The sequence below is a fragment of the Pseudomonas sp. 18175 genome (assembly GCF_050432925.1).
Taxonomy (GTDB): domain Bacteria; phylum Pseudomonadota; class Gammaproteobacteria; order Pseudomonadales; family Pseudomonadaceae; genus Aquipseudomonas.
Map to the genome: position 1 here is coordinate 90,782 of NZ_JBKFTO010000013.1, position 20,204 is coordinate 110,985.

General features: G+C 60.1%; 21 protein-coding genes and 1 pseudogene. 11 read left to right on the forward strand and 11 right to left on the reverse strand.

Features of this window, described 5'->3' with window-relative positions:
- Positions 1-7: 7 nt before the first annotated feature.
- Positions 8-334 (reverse strand): ArsR/SmtB family transcription factor, encoded by a 327-nt coding sequence (locus ACLD1Y_RS18845; protein ID WP_429479349.1) that lies wholly within the window; start codon positions 332-334, stop codon positions 8-10.
- Between the two features lie 154 nt (positions 335-488).
- On the opposite strand from ACLD1Y_RS18845, the gene ACLD1Y_RS18850 reads away from it, so the two are divergent.
- Positions 489-1,073, forward strand: a complete 585-nt coding sequence (locus tag ACLD1Y_RS18850; RefSeq protein WP_429479350.1) for an ACP phosphodiesterase — start codon at positions 489-491, stop codon at positions 1,071-1,073.
- A gap of 108 nt (positions 1,074-1,181) precedes the next feature.
- On the opposite strand, the gene ACLD1Y_RS18855 is transcribed toward ACLD1Y_RS18850, so the two are convergent.
- Both ACLD1Y_RS18855 and olsB read right to left on the reverse strand, forming a co-directional pair.
- Positions 1,182-1,973, reverse strand: coding sequence for a lysophospholipid acyltransferase family protein (locus ACLD1Y_RS18855; protein WP_429479351.1), 792 nt, complete (start codon positions 1,971-1,973; stop codon positions 1,182-1,184).
- A complete protein-coding gene (gene olsB, locus ACLD1Y_RS18860; protein ID WP_017736899.1) occupies positions 1,973-2,728 on the reverse strand; it encodes an L-ornithine N(alpha)-acyltransferase in 756 nt (251 codons plus the stop codon). Before olsB ends, ACLD1Y_RS18855 begins: the two co-directional genes overlap by 1 nt.
- 185 nt (positions 2,729-2,913) lie before the next feature.
- Here olsB and ACLD1Y_RS18865 point away from each other — a divergent pair, with 185 nt between their 5' ends.
- Both ACLD1Y_RS18865 and ACLD1Y_RS18870 read left to right on the forward strand, forming a co-directional pair.
- The gene (locus ACLD1Y_RS18865) at positions 2,914-3,987 is read left to right on the forward strand and encodes a serine hydrolase domain-containing protein (RefSeq protein WP_429479352.1); all 1,074 of its coding nucleotides are present in this window, start codon (positions 2,914-2,916) and stop codon (positions 3,985-3,987) included.
- Positions 3,984-4,298 (forward strand): amidase, encoded by a 315-nt coding sequence (locus tag ACLD1Y_RS18870; RefSeq protein ID WP_429479353.1) that lies wholly within the window; start codon positions 3,984-3,986, stop codon positions 4,296-4,298. Before ACLD1Y_RS18865 ends, ACLD1Y_RS18870 begins: the two co-directional genes overlap by 4 nt.
- Before the next feature lie 65 nt (positions 4,299-4,363).
- On the opposite strand, the gene ACLD1Y_RS18875 is transcribed toward ACLD1Y_RS18870, so the two are convergent.
- The 3 genes from ACLD1Y_RS18875 to ACLD1Y_RS18885 all read right to left on the reverse strand — a co-directional run bounded on the left by ACLD1Y_RS18875 (position 4,364) and on the right by ACLD1Y_RS18885 (position 6,773).
- Positions 4,364-4,753 (reverse strand): hypothetical protein, encoded by a 390-nt coding sequence (locus ACLD1Y_RS18875; protein WP_429479354.1) that lies wholly within the window; start codon positions 4,751-4,753, stop codon positions 4,364-4,366.
- Entirely contained in the window at positions 4,750-6,168 is a 1,419-nt protein-coding gene (locus ACLD1Y_RS18880) for a PAAR domain-containing protein (protein ID WP_429479355.1), read from the reverse strand. The genes ACLD1Y_RS18875 and ACLD1Y_RS18880 overlap by 4 nt, the downstream gene beginning before the upstream one ends.
- A 125-nt stretch (positions 6,169-6,293) precedes the next feature.
- Positions 6,294-6,773 carry a hypothetical protein gene (locus tag ACLD1Y_RS18885; protein ID WP_429479356.1) on the reverse strand — a complete coding sequence of 160 codons (480 nt, stop codon included), beginning with the start codon at positions 6,771-6,773 and terminating at the stop codon, positions 6,294-6,296.
- Between the two features lie 315 nt (positions 6,774-7,088).
- On the opposite strand from ACLD1Y_RS18885, the gene ACLD1Y_RS18890 reads away from it, so the two are divergent.
- Both ACLD1Y_RS18890 and ACLD1Y_RS18895 read left to right on the forward strand, forming a co-directional pair.
- A complete protein-coding gene (locus tag ACLD1Y_RS18890; protein ID WP_429479357.1) occupies positions 7,089-7,667 on the forward strand; it encodes a YceI family protein in 579 nt (192 codons plus the stop codon).
- A gap of 2 nt (positions 7,668-7,669) precedes the next feature.
- Entirely contained in the window at positions 7,670-8,827 is a 1,158-nt protein-coding gene (locus tag ACLD1Y_RS18895) for a phospholipase D-like domain-containing protein (RefSeq protein ID WP_429479358.1), read from the forward strand.
- A gap of 311 nt (positions 8,828-9,138) precedes the next feature.
- On the opposite strand, the pseudogene bglX reads toward ACLD1Y_RS18895, so the two are convergent.
- Positions 9,139-11,403: pseudogene (gene bglX / locus ACLD1Y_RS18900) on the reverse strand (beta-glucosidase BglX); the annotation flags it as partial.
- A gap of 225 nt (positions 11,404-11,628) precedes the next feature.
- Between bglX and ACLD1Y_RS18905 the strand changes: the two are divergent.
- From ACLD1Y_RS18905 to ACLD1Y_RS18920, 4 genes are all read left to right on the forward strand, one after another.
- Complete coding sequence (locus ACLD1Y_RS18905; protein ID WP_135288102.1) at positions 11,629-12,240, forward strand: LemA family protein; 612 nt, start codon at positions 11,629-11,631, stop codon at positions 12,238-12,240.
- Positions 12,241-12,258: 18 nt separating this feature from the next.
- Positions 12,259-12,984, forward strand: a complete 726-nt coding sequence (locus tag ACLD1Y_RS18910; RefSeq protein ID WP_429479359.1) for a TPM domain-containing protein — start codon at positions 12,259-12,261, stop codon at positions 12,982-12,984.
- 28 nt (positions 12,985-13,012) lie between these two features.
- Positions 13,013-13,630, forward strand: a complete 618-nt coding sequence (locus ACLD1Y_RS18915; RefSeq protein WP_010212282.1) for a TPM domain-containing protein — start codon at positions 13,013-13,015, stop codon at positions 13,628-13,630.
- Between the two features lie 199 nt (positions 13,631-13,829).
- Positions 13,830-15,032, forward strand: coding sequence for a class I SAM-dependent methyltransferase (locus ACLD1Y_RS18920; protein ID WP_429479360.1), 1,203 nt, complete (start codon positions 13,830-13,832; stop codon positions 15,030-15,032).
- 108 nt (positions 15,033-15,140) lie between these two features.
- Here the strand turns inward: ACLD1Y_RS18920 and ACLD1Y_RS18925 are convergent, their stop codons facing one another.
- Positions 15,141-16,040, reverse strand: coding sequence for a DMT family transporter (locus ACLD1Y_RS18925; RefSeq protein ID WP_429479361.1), 900 nt, complete (start codon positions 16,038-16,040; stop codon positions 15,141-15,143).
- A gap of 203 nt (positions 16,041-16,243) precedes the next feature.
- On the opposite strand from ACLD1Y_RS18925, the gene ACLD1Y_RS18930 reads away from it, so the two are divergent.
- Complete coding sequence (locus tag ACLD1Y_RS18930) at positions 16,244-16,576, forward strand: YegP family protein (RefSeq protein ID WP_429479362.1); 333 nt, start codon at positions 16,244-16,246, stop codon at positions 16,574-16,576.
- Between the two features lie 51 nt (positions 16,577-16,627).
- Here the strand turns inward: ACLD1Y_RS18930 and ACLD1Y_RS18935 are convergent, their stop codons facing one another.
- Both ACLD1Y_RS18935 and ACLD1Y_RS18940 read right to left on the reverse strand, forming a co-directional pair.
- The gene (locus ACLD1Y_RS18935; protein ID WP_429479363.1) at positions 16,628-17,506 is read right to left on the reverse strand and encodes a dihydrodipicolinate synthase family protein; all 879 of its coding nucleotides are present in this window, start codon (positions 17,504-17,506) and stop codon (positions 16,628-16,630) included.
- Between the two features lie 27 nt (positions 17,507-17,533).
- Positions 17,534-18,316 (reverse strand): aldolase, encoded by a 783-nt coding sequence (locus tag ACLD1Y_RS18940; protein WP_429479364.1) that lies wholly within the window; start codon positions 18,314-18,316, stop codon positions 17,534-17,536.
- A 105-nt stretch (positions 18,317-18,421) separates the two neighbouring features.
- Here ACLD1Y_RS18940 and ACLD1Y_RS18945 point away from each other — a divergent pair, with 105 nt between their 5' ends.
- On the forward strand, positions 18,422-18,949 hold the full coding sequence (locus ACLD1Y_RS18945; protein WP_429479365.1) for a helix-turn-helix domain-containing protein: 528 nt from the start codon (positions 18,422-18,424) through the stop codon (positions 18,947-18,949).
- A gap of 141 nt (positions 18,950-19,090) precedes the next feature.
- Here ACLD1Y_RS18945 and ACLD1Y_RS18950 read toward each other — a convergent pair whose 3' ends face one another.
- A complete protein-coding gene (locus ACLD1Y_RS18950; RefSeq protein WP_429479366.1) occupies positions 19,091-20,107 on the reverse strand; it encodes a DUF4917 family protein in 1,017 nt (338 codons plus the stop codon).
- Positions 20,108-20,204 lie beyond the last annotated feature (97 nt).

Consider the following 20,204-nt stretch of genomic DNA (forward strand, 5'->3'; position numbering starts at 1 on the left):
GTTTCCTTTACAGCGGTTCGCTGATTTCAGAACTGAGTTCTTGAGTGAGCGCATCGAGGAACGCTTGGATCGTTGCCTCGTTGCGTTTGAAAAAGTGCCACTGCCCGGCCTTTTGGCTGCTGATCAAACCCGCCCGCTGCAAGGTGGCCAGGTGGGCCGACACGGTGGACTGGGACAAGCCGCAGCGCTGGTCGATCTGCCCGGCACAGATGCCGTATTCGTGGTTGTGCAGTTGCTCGGGGAATTGCACTTTCGGGTCTTTGAGCCAGTTGAGGATGTCTCGCCGTACTGGGTGCGCCAGGGCTTTTATTATTTCGTCGAGGTCGATGGACATGGCAGGTGCTCGGTTTTTTAAAGCGTTATATCGCGATGAAGCGAACCTTAAATCGTTATATCCCGATATACCAATATGGATTTGGTCTTAATCCAGATTAAATCGGTATATCGGGTTATAACGATACGTTGGCGGCAGTGCTAGACTGCGCGCCATGAATTATCTCGCACATCTGCACCTGGGCGGCCAACTTCCTGCGCAACTGCTGGGCAGCCTCTATGGCGATTTCGTCAAAGGCCGCCTGCAAGGCCAGTACAGCCCGCAAATCGAGGCGGCGATCCAACTGCATCGCGCCATCGACCGCTATACCGACAGCCACCTGTTGGTAGGGGAGGCGTTGTCGCGTTTCAGCCTCACCCGCAGGCGCTATGCCGGGATCGTCCTGGATGTGTTTTTTGACCATTGCCTGGCGCGGGATTGGGCGTTGTATGCCGACCAGCCCCTGGAGCGCTTCACCTCCCAGGTGTACCGCGTGCTGGCGGCCGAACCGCAGTTGCCGGGGCGACTGGCGCAGATTGCGCCGTGGATGGCAGCGGATGATTGGCTGGGTTCGTACCGTGAGTTTGCGGTGATGGAGCAGGTGCTGCGGGGGATTTCGCGGCGGTTGTCGCAGCCGCAGGAGTTGGGGTTTGCGATGCAGGAGTTGCGGGAGTTGTATGAGCCGTTGAGCCAGGATTTCCGTCGGTTCTACCCCGAACTGCAAGCCTTTGCACAAACCCAACTGGCTAGTGAGGTCTAAATGTGGGAGCGGGCTTGCTCGCGAAAGCAGTCCGTCAGCAACAAATGTACTGACTGATCCACTGCTTTCGCGAGCAAGCCCGCTCCCACATTTTTGAACGTGCCCCCTTCAGGCCGCGAAGGCTGGTCGCACCGGCATTTGTTCCGCCTCCGGCACCGGCCCAAACAACGCCTTCTGCACCGCCTGCTGCGCCTGATACGCCAGCGCCGCACGTTCCTGCCCGGCGCATGCAATCGGCTTGAGCACATGAATCTCCACATCGCCCTGGTCATTGGCAAACAGGCGCATCAGGTGCGAGAGCAAATCATCATCGCCAATAAACGGTGCCAGCGGGTCGACCTGGCCATCGCGCAGATAACGGATCGCCACCGGTTGCAGCGCCACATCCGCATCAATCGCACTGGCCAGCAAGCGCCCGTGGAAGGTGCGCAGGCTGCGCCCGTCGGTGGTGGTGCCTTCGGGGAACATCAGCAACGGATGCTGTTGTTCCAAGTGACGGGTCATCTGTTTGCGGATCAACTGGCTGTCGCCTGAACCACGGCGAATAAACAAACTGCCAGCCTTGGCCGCCAACCAGCCGGCCACCGGCCAGGTGCGCACTTCGGCCTTGGACAGGAACGACATGGGCGCCACCGCGCCCAGCAGCGGGATATCGGTCCACGACACGTGATTGCTCACCCATAGCATCGGTTGCGTCGGCAACTCGCCGTGCACCGTCACGCGAAAGGGCAGGGCATTGGTCAGCCGCGCCATGAAGAAACGCGACCAACGCTGGCGGCGCACCATCGAGTTGGCGATACCCAAGCGCTCGAACACCCCAAACACACTGGCCATGCTCAAGCCCAGCGCCACCACCACCAGCACCCGGACAATACGCCCGTACACCCGCAGGCGGCTCATTACATGGCCGCCTTGAAGTGGCGGGCATAACGCGGGCATAGCTCATCGCGCTTGAGCAGGATGAACACGTCGGCCACTTGGAAATCTTCATCCCAGCACGGCTCGCCGCAAATCTTCGCACCCAGGCGCATGTAGGCCTTGAGCAGGGGTGGCATTTCCGCGATGACGTTGGACGGCAGGTCCAGCGCCGGCAGTGGTTTTTTCGGTTCGGCGCGCAGGTGTTCGTTGCACAGGTAGCGTTCGCGCAGGCGCTGCATGATCGCGTGGGCCTGGATGCCACCGTCGTGCATCGGGATGCTTGCGCAGCCCATCAGGTAGCTGTAGCCGCCTTGGTTGAGCACTTCGGCCAATTCGCCCCACAACACCGCGATGGTGCCGCCATTGCGGTAGGCCGGGTCGACGCAGGTGCGGCCGATTTCCAGGATCGGGCCTTGCAGGTGGAGCAAGCCATGCAGGCTGAATTCTTCTTCACTGTAGAAACGGCCCAAGGTGCTGGCGGCTGCGTGGTCGAGTAAACGGGTGGTGGCCACCAAGCGACCGCTGTTCAAGTCCCGCACGCCGATGTGGCTGCAGTGAACATCATAGTCATCCATGTCCAGACCCAGTTCCGCGCCTTTCAGCTTGGCGTTGAACTCGCCGCTGAACACGTTGAACCGCAAGGCCTGGGCTTCCTGCAACGCCTGCGCGCCAACCAGGCGTTCGGCTTGCAGACGGCGTTCATTGCCGGTGTCGCTGATGCGGGCGATCTGAGTCATGGCGAGTCTCCGAGTGCCGGCCACGATTTCGGCCGGTCGACTTTGTTGTCCAAAGTCAGGCTATGGAGGCCCGGTGTCATCTCCATGAAGTTATGGTGACGCTTGGATGACAGCCCCTTTGTCGCAAATCTGTCATCCCCCTCGGCTAGGCTCGCGGGCTTGAATGCCCCCTTGAGTTTGCGTCCATGGTCAGAGGCTTGTTGTGTGTTGCCCTGCTGTTCGTCACCGTTAACGCCCACGCCGAAGCCTGGCCAGACAAGGAGTGGGCCAAGGGCACACAGATCACAGGCCCCGCTGTCGATGCCCTGAACACCTACGCGTTCCCCCCGCGCGATGACGAAACTCGCCAAGGCATCCGCACCGATGCACTGTTGGTGATTCGCGACGGCCAGATCATCTACGAACGCTACGCCGCACCCACCACCGCCAGCACCCCGCACCTGACCTGGTCCATCAGCAAAAGCCTGATGGCCACGGTGCTGGGCGTGGCCTATGGCGAGAACCGTTTCAAACTCACCGACCCCGCGGCTCGCTTCTACCCGCCGATGAAACAGCACCCCAACGTCACCCTGGCCGACCTGTTGCACTGGGCCTCGGGCCTCGACTGGCAGGAAGACTACGAGTACGCCCCGCTCAAATCCTCGGTGGTGGCGATGCTCTACACCCGTGGCCGCAGCGATATGGCCGAGTTCGCGGCGGATACCCCAGCCGCCAGCGCACCGGGCCAGGCCTTTCGCTACTCCAGCGGCGACAGCAATATTCTCTCCGCTGCGCTCAAAGGCATGCTCGGCCACAAGGCCTATATGAGTTACCCGTGGGACGCGCTGTTCAACCCCTTGGGCATTCGCAACGCGACTTGGGAAACCGATGGCGATGAAACCTTTGTTGCCTCGTCCTACGCCTACCTTACCGCCCGTGACCTGGCGCGGGTCGGCCTGCTGATGGCACGGGACGGACGCTGGCGGGAGCAGCAACTGCTGCCTAAGGCGTGGGTGGCGTTCAATCGCCAACCCTTCAATAACTACAAGGCGGGTCAGGACGAAGCGGTGCCGGGTGGGCACTGGTGGCTCAACACAGGCGAACCACGGCCTTGGCCCGACGCCCCGGCCGACACCTTTGCCGCCCTCGGCCACTGGGGCCAGGCGCTGTACGTGATACCCGAAAAACACCTGGTGATCGTGCGCTACGGTGATGACCGTGACGGCACTTACCGCCACAACGAATTGCTCAAGCGCGTGCTTGCGGCGGTGCAACCATGATCCGTCGTCGGCCGTTTACCAGCGTATTTGTGCTGCTGTTGCTCGTTCTTGCCGGCTGGGTGTGGCACGAGCGCGTCATCCTGCAAGCCTTTCCCGACATCATCGCGGCGTACACCGCGAAGGAATATTGCTCGTGCCGCTATGTGGCCAATAACCCTGCTGATTATTGCCGGGGCTATGTGAAGCAATACGTGCCCACCAGCGCATTCAGTGATAACCCCGAACGCAGTGAAGTGACGGCCAGTGGGTTGGGCCGCACCCACACTGCGCGATGGTTGGGAGATCGGCAGGGGTGCCGGTTAATGCCGTGACGTTCGATTGGGTACGTTCATTGATAGGTTGAAAAAAGCGGGCCTCTTGTGAGGCCCATTCTGGATTACCTGTACTCCACCAATATGGCCGCAACGATTCCCCAGGCTAGGGCTGTGAAAGACATTGCAATGATGGCTTTGAAATGACGTTTCAGGTGAGGCGGAAAATTCTCCAGATCGGTTGGGTCGAGTTGCCCACTAATGAGTGAAGCCCTCGGCCATACCACCATTCCGGCGATTTTTGACATCTCCAATAGGGACCAAATCAGGCCACGTTTGCCCAGGAATGGGCCCCATAAATAGATGAAACGACTGTTTTTTAAGGCTTCTTTTATGGCTTCGAGGTGGCGGTGGGTGAGGTATAGGCTGTATGCAATGCCTATGGCGGATAGCAAGCCTGGGGCCCCCAGAAAAGCTATCGCAACCCAAGGATGCCAAGTGTCGATACTGGTCATGGTTGGGTAACCTGATAAATTTTTTCTCCAATCTCTTCGCCAACCTTGCCACCGACAGTCGTACCCACCCATGCGCCAGCCCCTACTACGGCAGCGACACAGACAACACCTCCTATACCTACTGTAGCCACCCCAATTCCCAGGCAGACCGGACCACTGGCGACAGCACCGGCAGCCCACCCACCGAAACCACCCAGAAGGGTAGACATGCCGAATTTCCCCGCTTCAGTAAACTTAATCTTCTCGCACGCCTCCTCAGAACCATTCCTACAAACTTGCTCAATAGCCAGCACTGAAGAAACGCCGCCAAGGCCAATGGCAAGATAGCCCCCGGTTTTCATATACTTGGTAGCACGACTGACCGCCTCCACATGCGCGGAATACCCCGGAATCTGCCCCGGTCCACCTGCCTTGTCCCAGTGATGCACCAGACTTCGGCTTGAAATACCCAGCGCCGTCTTCAGCTTGGGATGATCGCCCAAGGTTGTCTGGCCACGCAGTCGAGTGGAGTTCAGCAGGTGTGCGTCCAACTGCGCGAGCAAGCGCTGACGTTCGGCGAAGAACTGCGGCGATTTCAGGTGACCATGCTGGCGGTAACTTTCTTGGTGCAAGCGCTCTATGGCTTGCAGGGTGTCGCGCAGGTTCGCCAGGTGCGTTTCCATCACTAACGTGCCGACACCCAGCCAAGTCGAGGTATGGCCGATGAAGCTGGCTATTTCGGCGCCGTGACGATGCACGAAGTCAGCTTCATCCGGGGTAAGGGAACCAAGAGCGTCGTCAACCTGTTGAGCGGCCTGCATCAGTTGCGACTCCTGATAAGTGCAGGAGGTGTTGTTCGGATCGCTGAGCACGAACATTGAGCCGGCTTTGGCGTTACGTGTATTGGGGTTGAGTGCTCGGAATTTGTGCATCACTGTCGGATCAGGTTCAGGGAAGAGCGTTTTCTCCAACGCTTCGCGGCTCATGCTTTTGGGGACGATATAGAAACCTGGCTCTTGGCCCGGCAAGCCTTCAAAAGAGGTGGGGGATATTTTGCTTGAAGGGGCGTAGGCGTTTTTAGGTGGTACTTCCCGGCCGTTTGTGGCCGTTGCCAAGGTTGGTTCTGTGGTTTTCCTGGCCGGTTGCGGTGCCGAGATTCGATTTTCGTAAGTGGCCCTATAAACTGAAGGAATCAGCCGGGCTTGACAGGGGCAACTGCTGAAACTGTCCAGCGTGCCAGCCATCCGCCTGCCATGGCTGTGCATATGTGAAATGCCGCCGAGAATCTGATAAGTCTTGCCATCTTTGCCGCAACTTACTCGGTCACCCTCGCAAGCATGAAGAAGGCCATATATGTTGAATCTGTTATCACCATCCAACACTTCTCCGCCGCAGGTGGTCTTGTCGCCCAGGCCAATGTAATAACCATCACTCATCGTTTAGTTCTCCATTCTTCTCAGTAGAGTCGTTAGGTTGTTGGGTAATAATTAACTGAGCGCTTTGAGTGCGATCAAAGTAGCGTTGCACTACGCGAACAACGCTGCACTTCGTCACTTGGCCGTTAATGGTTGGGAAGAAAGTCATCCGCCATGGGTACGCCTTCACGCTCAATCAGCAAGGCTGAACTTTGAGGCGTATTGATAATTTCATCGCCGTTGTCGAGAACGCTGCCCACCAGTGCAGTGTGGTTGAAGGCTTCGCCAGAAGCCGTCACGATTTGAGCCGTCGTTCCATCCGGATAGACCGCGTAATCACCTTTCTTGGCTGCTCGTATTTGCTGGCCGTCAGCAAGCTGGAACGTTAAATGTGATGTCGTAGTTTCAATCACACCTCCGTTTCGGGTTTGGCTGCCCTGTGCGGCTAATCGGTAAATAGCAATAAGTGGATGAAGTTTTTTATAGTCTTCCTGCTGTTTGATTATCGCCAGCGTTTCCTCGTTGAATGTGGCAAGTTGTTCTTCTGTAAAAGGCGATTTTTCATCAGTGTTGAGATGCTCGGGGGTTACTTGGTTGGTGTATAGAGTAGTGAATGCTAACTTCATCTTTTTCATCCTCGAAAGTTTGATTTTTATGGCTGTATACCTTCTGTTGCTTTGATAGCTGTTATGCGCGAGGCATTACAGTCAGATGCAATGGAACAGAGCAGGTAGTTAGCATTCCAAACTTTGGAGAGGCATTTGCTTGAGGTAAAGTCAGATGTTTCCGAGAATTTCGTCATAAGGATCTGACGTGACAATGCAGCCATGACCACTTGCTTCAAAGGCTTGGTCCTCGGCAGGGCTTGCCCTACTTCGATTTGCGTCGTCTGTTGCATTGCGCTTAAGGTTCGTCCAGGTTTTTCGCCCCACGAGTCTTCAATGTCAATCAAACCCCTGGTCTTCGCCCTGCTGGCCGCCGCTGCCGTGCCCGCCCATGCCGATTGGTACCTGGATAACGAATCCTCGCGCCTGTCGTTCGTCACCACCAAGAACACCGAGATCGCCGACGTGCATCGCTTTTTGGTGCTGCATGGCAAGGTCGACGGCAAAGGCGCGGCGCAGCTGGAAGTGGAGCTGGAGTCGGTCAACAGCGGCGTGCCCTTGCGCGATGAGCGCATGCGCAATCAGTTGTTCGAGATCAAGACGTTCCCCGAGGCGCTGATCAACGCGCAAATCAACCTGCAACCCATCAATGACCTGGCCCCTGGCGCGCAATTGGAATTGCGCTTGCCGCTGTCGGTGACCCTGCACGGCAAGACCCAGACCTACAGCGCCGAGCTGCTGGCCACGCGCCTGGATGACCGGCGCTTCCAGGTGGTCACCCTAGAGCCTGTGGTGTTGCACGCCGAGGACTTCGGCCTGGTACCGGGTGTTGCGGCGCTGCGCGAGGCGGCTGGGCTCAAGTCGATCAGTCTGTCGGTGCCGGTGGGTGCGGTGCTGATTTTTACGGCGCGTTGACCGTGGCCGGCGCAGTGTTTCCATGGCGCAGCGCCAACCGCTTCGAGTTGTTGATCGACGGCCCGGCTTTTTTCCCGCAGATGCTGGTGGACATTGCCCGCGCCGAGCGGCAAGTCGAGCTGGAGCTGTATCTTGTGGAAGCCGGCGCCTGCGCCGAGGCCATGGTGCAAGCGCTGGTGCTGGCCGCCGAACGGGGTGTGCAAGTGCGCTGCCTGTTTGATGACTACGGCAGCCTGGCGTTTACCCTCGGGCTGCGCAAACGCCTGCTTGATGCAGGTGTGGAGCTGCGTTTCTACAATCGCCTGAGTTGGCGGCGCTGGATGCGCAACCTGTACCGCGACCACCGCAAACTGTTACTGGTCGATCAAGACGTGGCCTTTGTAGGGGGCACCGGCGTGACTGACGAATTCTGGACACCGGGCAACGACACGGCTGACTGGCATGAAGTCATGGTGCAAATCAGCGGCCCCCTGGTGCTCGACTGGCAGGCCCTGTTCGACCGCCAATGGCATGCCAACGCTGCCCGCCGAGAGTGGAAGCCCGCCACCCGTTTCGGCCTGCCGCGCTTGCCCAGGATGCCCGCCACCGGGCCGGGCCTTGGCCGCGTCGCCTACGCCGACGCCCGCCAGCACCGGGACATTTTGCAATCGTTGATCCGTGCCTTGAACAGTGGCCAACAACGTATCTGGCTGGCGACCCCTTACTTTCTGCCGACCTGGGGCGTTCGCCGTGCGTTGCGCCGTGCGGCGGGAAGGGGCGTGGATGTGCGCTTGCTGCTCACCGGCCCACGTACCGATCACCCCTCGGTGCGTTACGCCGGGCACCGTTACTACCCGCGCCTGTTGCGTTCGGGGGTGCAGATTTTTGAATACCAGCCGTGTTTCCTGCACCTGAAAATGGTGCTGGTGGACGATTGGGTCAGTGTGGGGTCGTGCAACTTCGATCACTGGAATTTGCGTTTCAACCTGGACGCCAATCTTGAGGCGCTGGACCCGGAATTGACTCAGGCAGTGGCGGGCAGCTTTGAGCGCGACTTTGCCCAGAGCCTGGCAGTGAGCCTGGAGGCGTGGCAGTCGCGGCCGTTGTGGCGGCGGGTGAAGCAGCGGGTGTGGGGGTGGATTGATCGGTTGGTGGTTAACCTTTTGGACCGACGCGGATAATTGGGTCAACTCGATTCAAATGTGGGAGCGGGGGGGGGGGGGGGGGGGGGGGGGGGGGGGGGGGGGGGGGGGGGGGGGGGGGGGGGGGGGGGGGGGGGGGGGGGGGGGGGGGGGGGGGGGGGGGGGGGGGGGGGGGGGGGGGGGGGGGGGGGGGGGGGGGGGGGGGGGGGGGGGGGGGGGGGGGGGGGGGGGGGGGGGGGGGGGGGGGGGGGGGGGGGGGGGGGGGGGGGGGGGGGGGGGGGGGGGGGGGGGGGGGGGGGGGGGGGGGGGGGGGGGGGGGGGGGGGGGGGGGGGGGGGGGGGGGGNTGCTGTACATCCTGGGAATCCAACCCAATCTGCACATTGAACTCACCCGGTTCCGCCGCGAACTTGAGTTGGGTGTTATAGAACTTCAAGTCTTCCTCGGTGATGGTGAAGTGCAACGTGCGCTCTTCACCCGCCTTGAGCATGACTTTCTGGAAGTTCTTCAACTCTTTGATCGGGCGGATCATCGAGCCGGCCACGTCCTGGATATACAGCTGCACCACGGTTTCGCCATCGACCTTGCCGGTGTTGGCCACGGTCACGCTGGCGTCGAGCTTGCCGGTCTTGTTCAGGGTGGTGGACGACAGCGCCATGTCTGACAGGCTGAACGTGGTGTAGCTCAGGCCGTAACCAAACGGGAACAGCGGCCCGGTGGTGTCATCGAAGTACTGCGAGGTGTAGTTGCCCGGCTTGCCTGGGGTGAACGGGCGGCCGATGGTCAGGTGGTTGTAGTAGGTGGGAATCTGCCCCACCGAACGTGGGAAGGTGATCGGCAGCTTGCCCGACGGGTTGTAGTCACCAAACAGCACGTCGGCGATGGCGTTGCCGCCTTCGGTGCCGGCGAACCAGGTTTCCAGGATGGCGTCGGCCTGTTGGTTTTCTTCCAGAATCGACAGCGGGCGGCCGTTCATCAGCACCAGCACCAGCGGCTTGCCGGTGGCTTTCAACGCTTTGATCAGGTCACGCTGGCTCTGTGGGATGTTCAGGTCGGTGCGGCTGGAAGATTCGTGGGACATGCCACGGGACTCGCCCACGGCGGCCACGATCACATCGGCATCCTTGGCGGCCTTGACAGCCTCGTCGATCAGCACCTGGGGCGCACGGGTGTCATCCACCACTTCCGGGGCATCGAAGTTGAGGAAGTTGAGGTAGTCAACCACGGCCTTGTCGTTGGTGATGTTGGCGCCACGGGCGTAGATGATCTTGCCTTTCTCGCCGATCACCGCGTTCAAACCGTCCAACAGGGTGACGGACTGTTCCGGCTTACCGGCGGCGGCCCAACTGCCCATCATGTCGATCGGCGCCTTGGCCAGCGGGCCGACCAGGGCGATGGTTGCGGATTTTTTCAGCGGCAGGGTGTTGTTCTGGTTTTTCAGCAGCACCAGGCTGCGGCGCGCGATATCGCGAGCCTCGCTACGATGCAGGCGGCTTTCGGCGTAGGTATCGGCCGGGTCATCTTCGGCCTTGCCGATGCGCAGGTACGGGTCTTTGAACAGGCCCATGTCGTACTTGGCGCCGAGTACTTCGCGCACGGCGTTGTCGATGTCGCTTTGCTCGATCTCACCGGACTTGAGCAGCCCCGGCAATTCCTTGCCATACAGGGAGTCGTTCATGCTCATGTCGATACCGGCCTTGATCGCCAGTTTGGCGGCTTCACGCCCGTCCTTGGCCACGCCGTGCTTGATCAGCTCGAAGATCGCGCCGTGGTCGCTCACGGCCAGGCCCTTGAAGCCCCAGTCCTTGCGCAACAGGTCGTTCATCAGCCAGGTGTTGGCGGTGGCGGGCACGCCGTTGATGGAGTTGAGCGCCACCATCACGCCACCGGAGCCAGCCTTGATCGCCGCGTGGTAGGGCGGCAGGTAGTCCTGGTACATCTTGACCGGGCTCATATCGACCACGTTGTAGTCGCGCCCGCCTTCCACCGCGCCATACAGGGCGAAGTGCTTGACGCTGGCCATGATGCTGTCGGCATTGGCCGGGCTTACGCCTTGGAACGCCTTGACCATCACTTCGGCAATGCGCGAGACCAGGTAGGTGTCTTCGCCAAAACCTTCGGAGGTACGGCCCCAGCGTGGGTCGCGGGAGATATCGACCATCGGCGCAAAGGTGATGTCGAGGCTGTCGGCGGCGGCTTCCTGGGCGGCGATGCGCCCGGAACGTCCGATAGCGTCCATGTCCCAGCTGGACGCCAGGGCCAGGCTGATGGGGAAAATGGTGCGGTGGCCGTGGATCACGTCGTAGGCGAAGAACATCGGGATCTTCAAGCGGCTGCGCATGGCCGCGTCCTGCATCGGACGGTTTTCCGGGCGGGTGATGGAGTTGAAGGTGCCGCCAATGCGGCCGGCGGCGATTTCCTTGCGGATCAGCTCGCGGGGCATCTCGGGGCCGATGCTGATCAGGCGCAATTGGCCGATCTTTTCATCCAGGGTCATCTGCTTGAGCAGGTCGCTGACAAAGGCGTCCTTGTCTTTAAGCGCCGCAGGCTTTGTTTCTGCCCATACGGGGTGGCTGGCCAGAGTGGCAACAAGGCCGAGCAAACACAGCTTCTTCATGAATATCCTTTTTCGGCTCACTGCACAGCGCAAATGCGCCGTTCTGCCAAAATGTGGGGAACATATGTTGTTGTTCGAGTGTTATTGCAGAAAATGCACCACACTTCTGAACTCTTATTTGTGCTGGGCATCTTTTTAGCTGATTGATCTGATGCAATCCAGTCGCGGCAGCGGATTATGCCTTACCGTTGCCAAATTCCATCAAGGTTCGCCAGGAGAAACACCATGCAAGCAGCACAGGGTTACCGCTGGGGCGTGAAAGCCGCAGTTTTGTTACTGATTAGTACCGTACTCAGCGGTTGCGGCATCAACAACATCCCGACCCTGGACGAACAGGCCAAGGCAGCCTGGGGCCAGGTGCAGAACCAATACCAACGCCGTGCCGACCTGATCCCCAACCTGGTGGAAGTGGTCAAGGGCTACGCCGCCCATGAGCAAGACACCCTCACGGCGGTGATCGAAGCGCGGGCCAAGGCCACCTCGATCCAGGTGGACGCCAGCACCCTCGACAACCCGGAAAAACTCAAGCAGTTCCAGCAAGCCCAAGACGGCTTGAGCGGTGCACTCAGCCGCTTGATGGTGGTGTCCGAGCGTTACCCGGACCTGAAGGCCAACCAGAACTTCCTGGCCCTGCAATCCCAGCTGGAAGGCACCGAAAACCGCATCGCCGTGGCCCGCCGCGACTTTATCCAGGCAGTGCAGGCCTACAACACCGAGATCCGCACCTTCCCGGGCCGCCTGTGGCACAGCGTGATGTACAGCGACTTGCCGATCCGCGCCTCGTTTGAAGCCACCAGCGCCGACGCCGATAAAGCGCCGCAAGTGAAGTTCAAGTAACGCTGCATTGAGGTGTCGATGCGTTTATTAAGGATAGGCCTGGCGCTGTGGCTGCTGGCCTGCGTGGGCGTGGCCCAGGCAGCGCTGACCTTCCCGGCGTTGACCGGGCGGGTGGTGGACACCGCCCAGATGATCGACGAGGCCACGCGTGCGCGACTGACCCAGCAATTGCAGGCGCTGGAGCAAACCTCGGGCGACCAGATTGTGGTGGTCACCGTGCCCGACCTGCAGGGCGTGCCCATTGAGGACTTCGGTTATCAATTGGGCCGCCACTGGGGCATCGGCCAGAAGGGCAAGGACAACGGCGCGCTGTTGATCGTCGCCCGGGATGAGCGCAAATTGCGCATCGAAGTCGGCTACGGCCTGGAAGGCGTGCTCACCGATGCGCAGTCGTGGGTGATCATCAACCAGGTGATCGCCCCCAAGTTCAAGGCCGGCAATTACAGCCAGGGCATCAGCGATGGCGTGGCGGCGATGCAGCAGGTGGTGGGCGGTGAACCGCTGGCGGTGCCGGCCCATGTGGCGGATGCCAACTTTGCCAAGGATAATCCGGGGTTTTCCATCGGCCTGTTTATCCTGCTGATCGGCGTGTTGTGGCTGTGCAACCGTTTAGGCCTGCCGGTGGGTGCGATCCTGCTGGCGATCCTCAGCAGCAGCGGACGCGGCGGCGGTGGGGGAGGCGGTGGTGGTTTCCGCGGTGGCGGTGGCGGCTTCGGCGGCGGCGGCGCCTCGGGTGGCTGGTGATGATAATAATGAGAGAGCACGCATAACCATGGCATTACTGACTGAACACGAGCAGCGCCAAGTCGCCGAAGCCATTGCCCGCGTGGAGAAAACCACCGACGCGGAACTGGTGACCGTGCTGGCCGCCCGCGCCGATGACTACGCCTATATCCCGCTGTTGTGGGCCAGTTTGATCGCGCTGGTGGTGCCGGGCGTGGTGCATTACCTGTCGGGCTACCTGACCATGTACACCTTGCTGTTGGCGCAATGGGCGACGTTCATTGTGCTGTGCCTGGTGTTTCGTTTGCCCAAGGTCACCACACGCCTGATCCCGCGTTCGGTGCGCCACTGGCGCGCGTCCAACCTGGCGCGGCGCCAGTTCCTGGAGCAGAACTTGCACCACACCTTGGGCAGTACCGGCGTGCTGATTTTTGTCAGCGAGGCCGAGCGGTATGTGGAGATTCTGGTGGACGACGGGATTTCCAAGCGGTTGGACGACAGCAGTTGGGATGTAATCGTCAAGGCGTTTACCCAGCAGGTGAAACAGGGGCAGACGTTGGCGGGGTTTATCAGTTGCATTGAAGCTTGTGGCGAGTTGTTGAAGGTGCATGTGCCGGTGACCCAGACGCGCAATGAGCTGCCCAATCGCCTGGTTGTACTCGAATAAACGATCCAACACAGGGCCAAAATGTGGGAGGGGGCTTGCTGTGGTGAGCGGGCTTGCCCCGCGCTGGGCTGCGTAGCAGCCCCCTCCCACATTGGGTTTTGTGTTGGCAATACCATTACCGTTGATCAAATAACCCCGTGCCCTAAATCCCCATCCCCCCTAAAATGCCCGGCATTCCCAGCCCGAGGCGTTTTTGTTCATGTCTGTCACTGTTCAACCGGATCATCACGCCCAGTTCATCGAACTGCTCAGCGACAGCCTCGCGCAGAACGCCTTTATCAAGCTGGTGCTGGCCAAGTACGTCGGTGAAGAAGCCGAGTTGCAGCGGCTGATCATCAAGCCGGTCACGGTCAAGGAGCAGGCATGCCTGTCCTTCGTCTATCGCTACAAGACCCGCGACATCACCAAGAACTTCCCCCTGGCCGACGGTGTGGCGGCGATTGCCGAGCTGTTGCCCGCGCAGTTCAAGAACGCCCACCTGCTGTCGCTGACCGACGAAGCCCAGTTGGAATACAGCAAGAAGAACAAAAGCTCGCTGTTCAAAAGCAAGCCGCAGCAACTGCGTGAAGCGCCCTCGGCCGAGCATAACCGTGAGAAGAACCGCTTCCTCGACCTGGGCCGGCCGTTCCTCGCCGACCTGGGCGTGACCGACGCCAAGCAGGCGCTGATCCCGTCGATGTCACGCAAGTGGAAGCAGATCAACAAATTCATCGAAGTGTTCAGCCATGCGCTGACCTCATCGCCCCTCAAACTGGACCAACCGGTGCGCGTCGCCGATTTTGGTTCGGGCAAGGGCTACCTGACGTTCGCCATCCACGATTACCTGCGCAACACCCTCAAGGCTGAGGGCGAAGTGACCGGTGTTGAGCTGCGTGAAGACATGGTGACCCTGTGCAACACCGCCGCCGCCCGCTTGGAGCATCCAGGGCTGGTGTTCAAGTGTGGTGATGTGCGCAGCGTGGCACCCAGTGAGTTGGACGTGATGATCGCCCTGCATGCCTGCGACATCGCCACCGACTACGCGATCCACACCGGCATCCGCTCCGGTGCGTCGATCATCATGTGCTCGCCGTGCTGCCATAAGCAGATTCGCCTGCAAATCCAGAGCCCGGCGTTGCTCAAGCCGATGCTGCAATACGGTTTGCACCTGGGGCAGCAGGCGGAGATGGTGACTGACAGCTTGCGTGCGTTGTTCCTGGAAGCCTGTGGTTATGAGACCAAGGTGTTTGAGTTCATCTCGTTGGATCACACTAACAAGAACAAGATGATCCTGGCGGTCAAGCGTGCAGAGCCGGTGGACAATGCGCAGTTGCTGGAGAAGATCCAGGAACTGAAGGCGTTCTACTACATCACCGAGCACTGCCTGGAAACCCTGCTGCGGGCGGATGGTTACCTGGCCTGAGAACGCTGCAGATCCAATGTGGGAGCGGGCTTGCTCGCGAATGCGGAGTGTCAGTCAACAGATTAATCGACTGATCCACCGCATTCGCGAGCAAGCCCGCTCCCACATTTAGATTGTGTTCGACTTGGGAACCGGGGCTGGTTGTACGCTGGTCTTGCGTCCGAGCATCACCGTCACAATCACCCCACACGCAAACACCCACGTAATCGGCTCGATATGTTCGCCAAAGAACAGCGCCGAAAACGCGATCGTGAAAAATATCTGCAACAGCTGAATCTGACTGACCCGCGCAATGCCGCCCATGGCCAGCCCCGCATACCAGGCAAAGAAGCCCAGGAACTGCGAGAACAGCGACACATAGCCAAACGCCCACCAGGCACGTGTGGAAATCGCCCCCTGATGCTGCGCCGCCAGGTACCACACCGGGCCGATCAGCACCGGCGTGGACAGCACCAGCGCCCAGCAAATCACCTGCCAGCCGCCCATCTCCTTGGCCAATCGGCCGCCTTCGGCATAGCCCAGGCCGCCCACGGCAATTGCGCCGAGCATCAGCAAGTCACCCGCCTGGATACTGCCGGCGCCGGTGATCAATGCGTAGCTCAACACCAAGCCACTGCCCAGTGCCGCACAGGCCCAGAAGGCTTTGGACGGCCGCTCATGGGACAGCCACGCCGCATACAGCGCCACGCACAAGGGTTGCAGGCCATTGACCAGCGCGCCATGGGACGCCGGCAAGGTCTGCATGGCCCACGCCGACAGTACCGGGAAACCAAGGATCACCCCGGCAATCACCAGGCACAGCCCGCGCACCTGGCGCCAGGTCGGCCATTGCTCACGGCGCCACAACAACAGCGCTGCCGCCGGGACCGCCGCGAACAACGCACGGCCCAGGCCGTTGAGCAGCGGGTGGACTTCCTGCACCACGATGCGGGTGAAAGGCAGGGTCAAGCTGAAGATGATGACGCCCAGCAGGCCGAGGGCCATGCCGGTGTTTTCGCGCGAGCTCATGGAGGTGGACCGATATTCAGAGGGCTTCAAGGGAAACCCATCTAGCCACAACCCCCGCCGTTTAAGGGCCTACAGCTGGGTGCGGATTTATCCGTACAGTTGACTCAATGCGTCGTCGCCGATGGTCAACTGGAAATAAGCCAGGCAGGCGCCTTTACTCCTACGGGCTAGTGAACGAAATCCCACTCAAAAAGGAGAAGGTCATGGCTGGATGGTATGAGTTGAGTAAAAGCAGCAACGGGCAGTTCCGTTTTGTGCTGAAGGCGGTGAACGCTGAGATCATTTTGACCAGCGAGCTTTACACCACCCGCAGCGCAGCTGAAAACGGCATTGCGTCCGTGCAAACCAACAGCCCGCATGACGAGCGCTATGAGAAAAAAGTGGCCACTAATGGCCAGCCGTATTTCAACCTCAAGGCTGCCAATCACCAGGTGATCGGCAACAGCGAGCAGTATTCCTCGACAGCGGCGCGGGACAATGGCATTGCAAGCGTCAAGGCCAATGGTCCAACGAGCACGATCAAAGACAAGACGTGAGTCTGTCGCACCACCCGACGCCCCGGCTCGCAAGAACCGGGGCGTTTTTATTCAGGCGGCGTCCAACAGGGCCTTCAGTTGACTGCACGCTGTGTCGTCCAGGGCAAACACCGGCAGCCGTGGATCTCCTGCGTCCAACCCGGTCAGGCGCAGCCCGGCCTTGATCGTCGCTGGCAAGCCACCTTTGAGGATGAACTCCAGCAACGGCAGTTGCCGATAAAACAACGCGCGTGCCTCTGTCAGATCATTGGCCAATACCGCGTCATACAACGCCAGGTTCAATTGTGGGATCAGGTTCGGCGCCGCCGTGCACCAACCCTTGGCCCCTGCTGCGAAGGCTTCCAGCGCCAGCGGATTGCAACCGTTATAGAACGGCACGTCGCTCTGGCGATGCAACTGGTGCATGCGCTGAATATCCCCAGTGCTTTCCTTGACCATGGTCACGTTGGGCACCTGCTTGATGATGCGCAGGATCAAGTCCACCGACATGTCCGTACCGCTGGTGGCCGGGTTGTTGTAGAGCATGATCGGCACGCCGATGCTGTCGCCAATGGCGGCGTAGTGGGCGAGGATTTCCGCTTCGCTGAGCTTCCAGTAAGACGCCGGCAGCACCATCACCGCATCGGCGCCATTGGCCTCGGCGTAGCGGGCGCGGCGCACGGCTTTGGCGGTGGTGAGGTCGGACACGCTGACAATGGTTGGCACGCGCCGGGCGATTTTGGCCAGGCTGTAGGCGCTGACTTCGTCCCACTCGGCATCGCTTAAGTAGGCGCCCTCACCGGTGCTGCCCAAGGGCGCGATGGCGTGTACGCCGCTGGCAATCAAACGGTCGATGGAGCGGCCCAGGGCGTCGAGGTCGACGCGTTGGCCATCGCTGCTGAACGGGGTGATGGTGTAGCCGATGATGCCGTGAATGGTGGGGCTGGACATGGGAATTCTCCGTTCGAAAAAGGCTGATCAGTTCAGGCAATCGGCGTGTTTGCGCAGGTTCTGCCGGGCGTAGTAGTTGAACGCGGCGCCATGGCGCTTGGGCCGGGAGATCCAGTCATGGGCCTCGCGCCCCAGCTCCGGCAGGATCGGCTTGATCGTGCCGGCAGCCATCGCCAGCAACTGCAATTTGGCGGCGCGTTCGATCAACTGCGCAATCACGCAGGCTTCCTCGATGCTCGCGCCAGTACTCAACTGGCCGTGGTGGGAGAGCAGGATCGCGCGCTTGTCTCCCAAGGCCTCGGTGATGATTTCGCCTTCTTCATTGCCCACCGGCACGCCCGGCCAGGCTTGCAGGAACGCGCAGTCTTCGTACAGCGGGCACAGGTCCATGTGGGACACCTGCAGCGGCACTTCCAGCATCGACAGCGCGGCGATATGGGTTGGATGCGTATGGATGATGCAGTTCACATCCGGGCGCCCGCGGTACACCCAACTGTGAAAGCGGTTGGCCGGGTTGGGGATGCCATGACCTTCCAACACTTCCAGATCCTCGTTCACCAACAGCAGGTTGCTGGCGGTGATTTCGTCAAACCCCAGGCCCAATTGCTGGGTGTAGTAGGTGCCTTGCTCAGGCCCGCGCGCAGTGATTTGCCCGGCCAGGCCAGAGTCGTGGCCGTTCTCGAACAGGATGCGACACGTGAGCGCCAGCTTTTGCCGGTCGGTCCACGTATTATCCGCCAGGGTATTTTGCATCTGGATCAGGGCTTGCTTGACCAGTTGGTCTTTGGGGAGTGCTAATGTCTTGGCCATATCGGGTGCCCTCGGTGGCTGCAAATGACACTTAAGATGCTATATGACACTTTGTGTCATTGGCAAGCACAGCGTATCGCTTACTGCATGGATTAATCGCAGCGCATGTCTATCCGTTTGAAATTATTAAGAAAAAAACTTGGCGTGACCCTTGAGGCCCTGGCTGAAAAATCCGGGATGACCAAGAGTTACCTGTCCAAGGTCGAGCGCGGGCTCAACACGCCGTCGATCGCTGCTGCGTTGAAACTGGCCAAGGCGTTGAACGTGAAGGTCGAAGAGCTGTTCAGCGAAGACAGCGTGAGCCTCGACAGCTACAGCCTGGTGCGCAGCCACGAACGGCCAGACACCTCACCGGGTTACGCGGTGCTGGCCCACCAGGTCAGCGAACGCAGCCTGCTGCCGTTCATCATCTACCCGCCGGCGGAGTTCACCGACAAGACCTTCAAGGAACACGTGGGGGAGGAGTTTTTGTTTGTGCATGAAGGCCAGGTGGAAGTGGATTTCATGACCGAACGGGTGATTCTGGAGCGCGGAGATGCGCTGCATTTTAATGCGCAGAAGCCCCATCGGTTGAGATCGGTGGGGCCGGTGCAGGCGCAGTTGTTGGTGGTGGTGCACAGCGCCGAAGAGTGACTGCGCCGTTGACTTGAAATGCAGTCCTATGTGGGAGCTGGCTTGCCTGCGATAGCGGTATATCAGTAGCAAATGTGCTAGCTGACCCACCGCTATCGCAGGCAAGCCAGCTCCCACAGTTGATTTCCTTTGTTCTGGAGATCAGCGTTCGACAGGGACCGACAGTGCAGGGTTGCCCAGCGCATGGGTGCGTGCCGCGTAGAACCTCAGTACAACCCCCGTCCCATCAAACAACTGCGAATACCGCCGCTTTTGCTGGCGAATAAACCCGTCACTGCGCCCCGACACCGAGATCGCCAAGGTGGTCAATTTGGCCTGGCGAATGGCATCCACCAGATGTTTATCCTGCGTCCCCAGATCGTGACCAAAGATGCACAACGCACCCTCATGGTTGAGCAGTTGCTCATAGCAGAACGACAAATAATCCGAACTGCGGATGGTCTTGAGCTTCTCCTCCACCTTGCCTTCGCTGACGAACAGCGGCACGTCGTCCAGGGTCTTGATCGTGTTGTTGATGGCAAAACTGCTCAGCAACGTGCTGTCGGTGGACGGCAATTTGCGCGCGGTGCCATCGAGGTTACGCACCAGATGCAGGCCGCCGTGAAGGTAGAGGATGCGCGTGGCCTCGGTGCCGGTGTTGCGCAGGTCAAAGCTGGCGTCAGCGCTGCGGAACAGGTCATCGATACCGGGCGTGTGCAGGATCGCCCAATAGTTGAGCAAGTCGTAGTTGCTGGTAAAAACCGTGGAGTAGCTCGCCAGCTCGGCATTGATCGCAGCCAGCGTCGACGGCTGCACCAGGCGCCACGGGATGTGCACGCTGTGGATGGTGTTGATCAACGCTTCCTTGATCGCGTAATAGCGATTACGCGGCGCTGCCGAGCTGACCGCCAGGGCCTTGTTGACCCGGCTGGTGGTTTTCAACGCACCCAGGGCTTGCTCGAAACTGCGGGTTTGCAGGGCGTCGAACACGCTGAGTTCGGATTGGCTCAGGGGTTTTTCTTCGACGGTGCGGGCGTTTTCGAACAGCGAGTCGTAGGCAAAGTCTTCCCAAATCGTACGGCTGGCGCCGTTGCCGATCAGAATCCCGTTGAAGTCGATAGCGCTGCGCAACGCGCTCCAGTCTTCAAGGTGGGCGTCAATATCCTGGAAATCCTTCATTGCGGCGGGTCTACTCGAAATCGGCTGGATGGCGACTTTATCACGAGCGGGCGTTGATCCTGATCAAGATGGCGCAGGCACGTGAGGCAGATGCTGT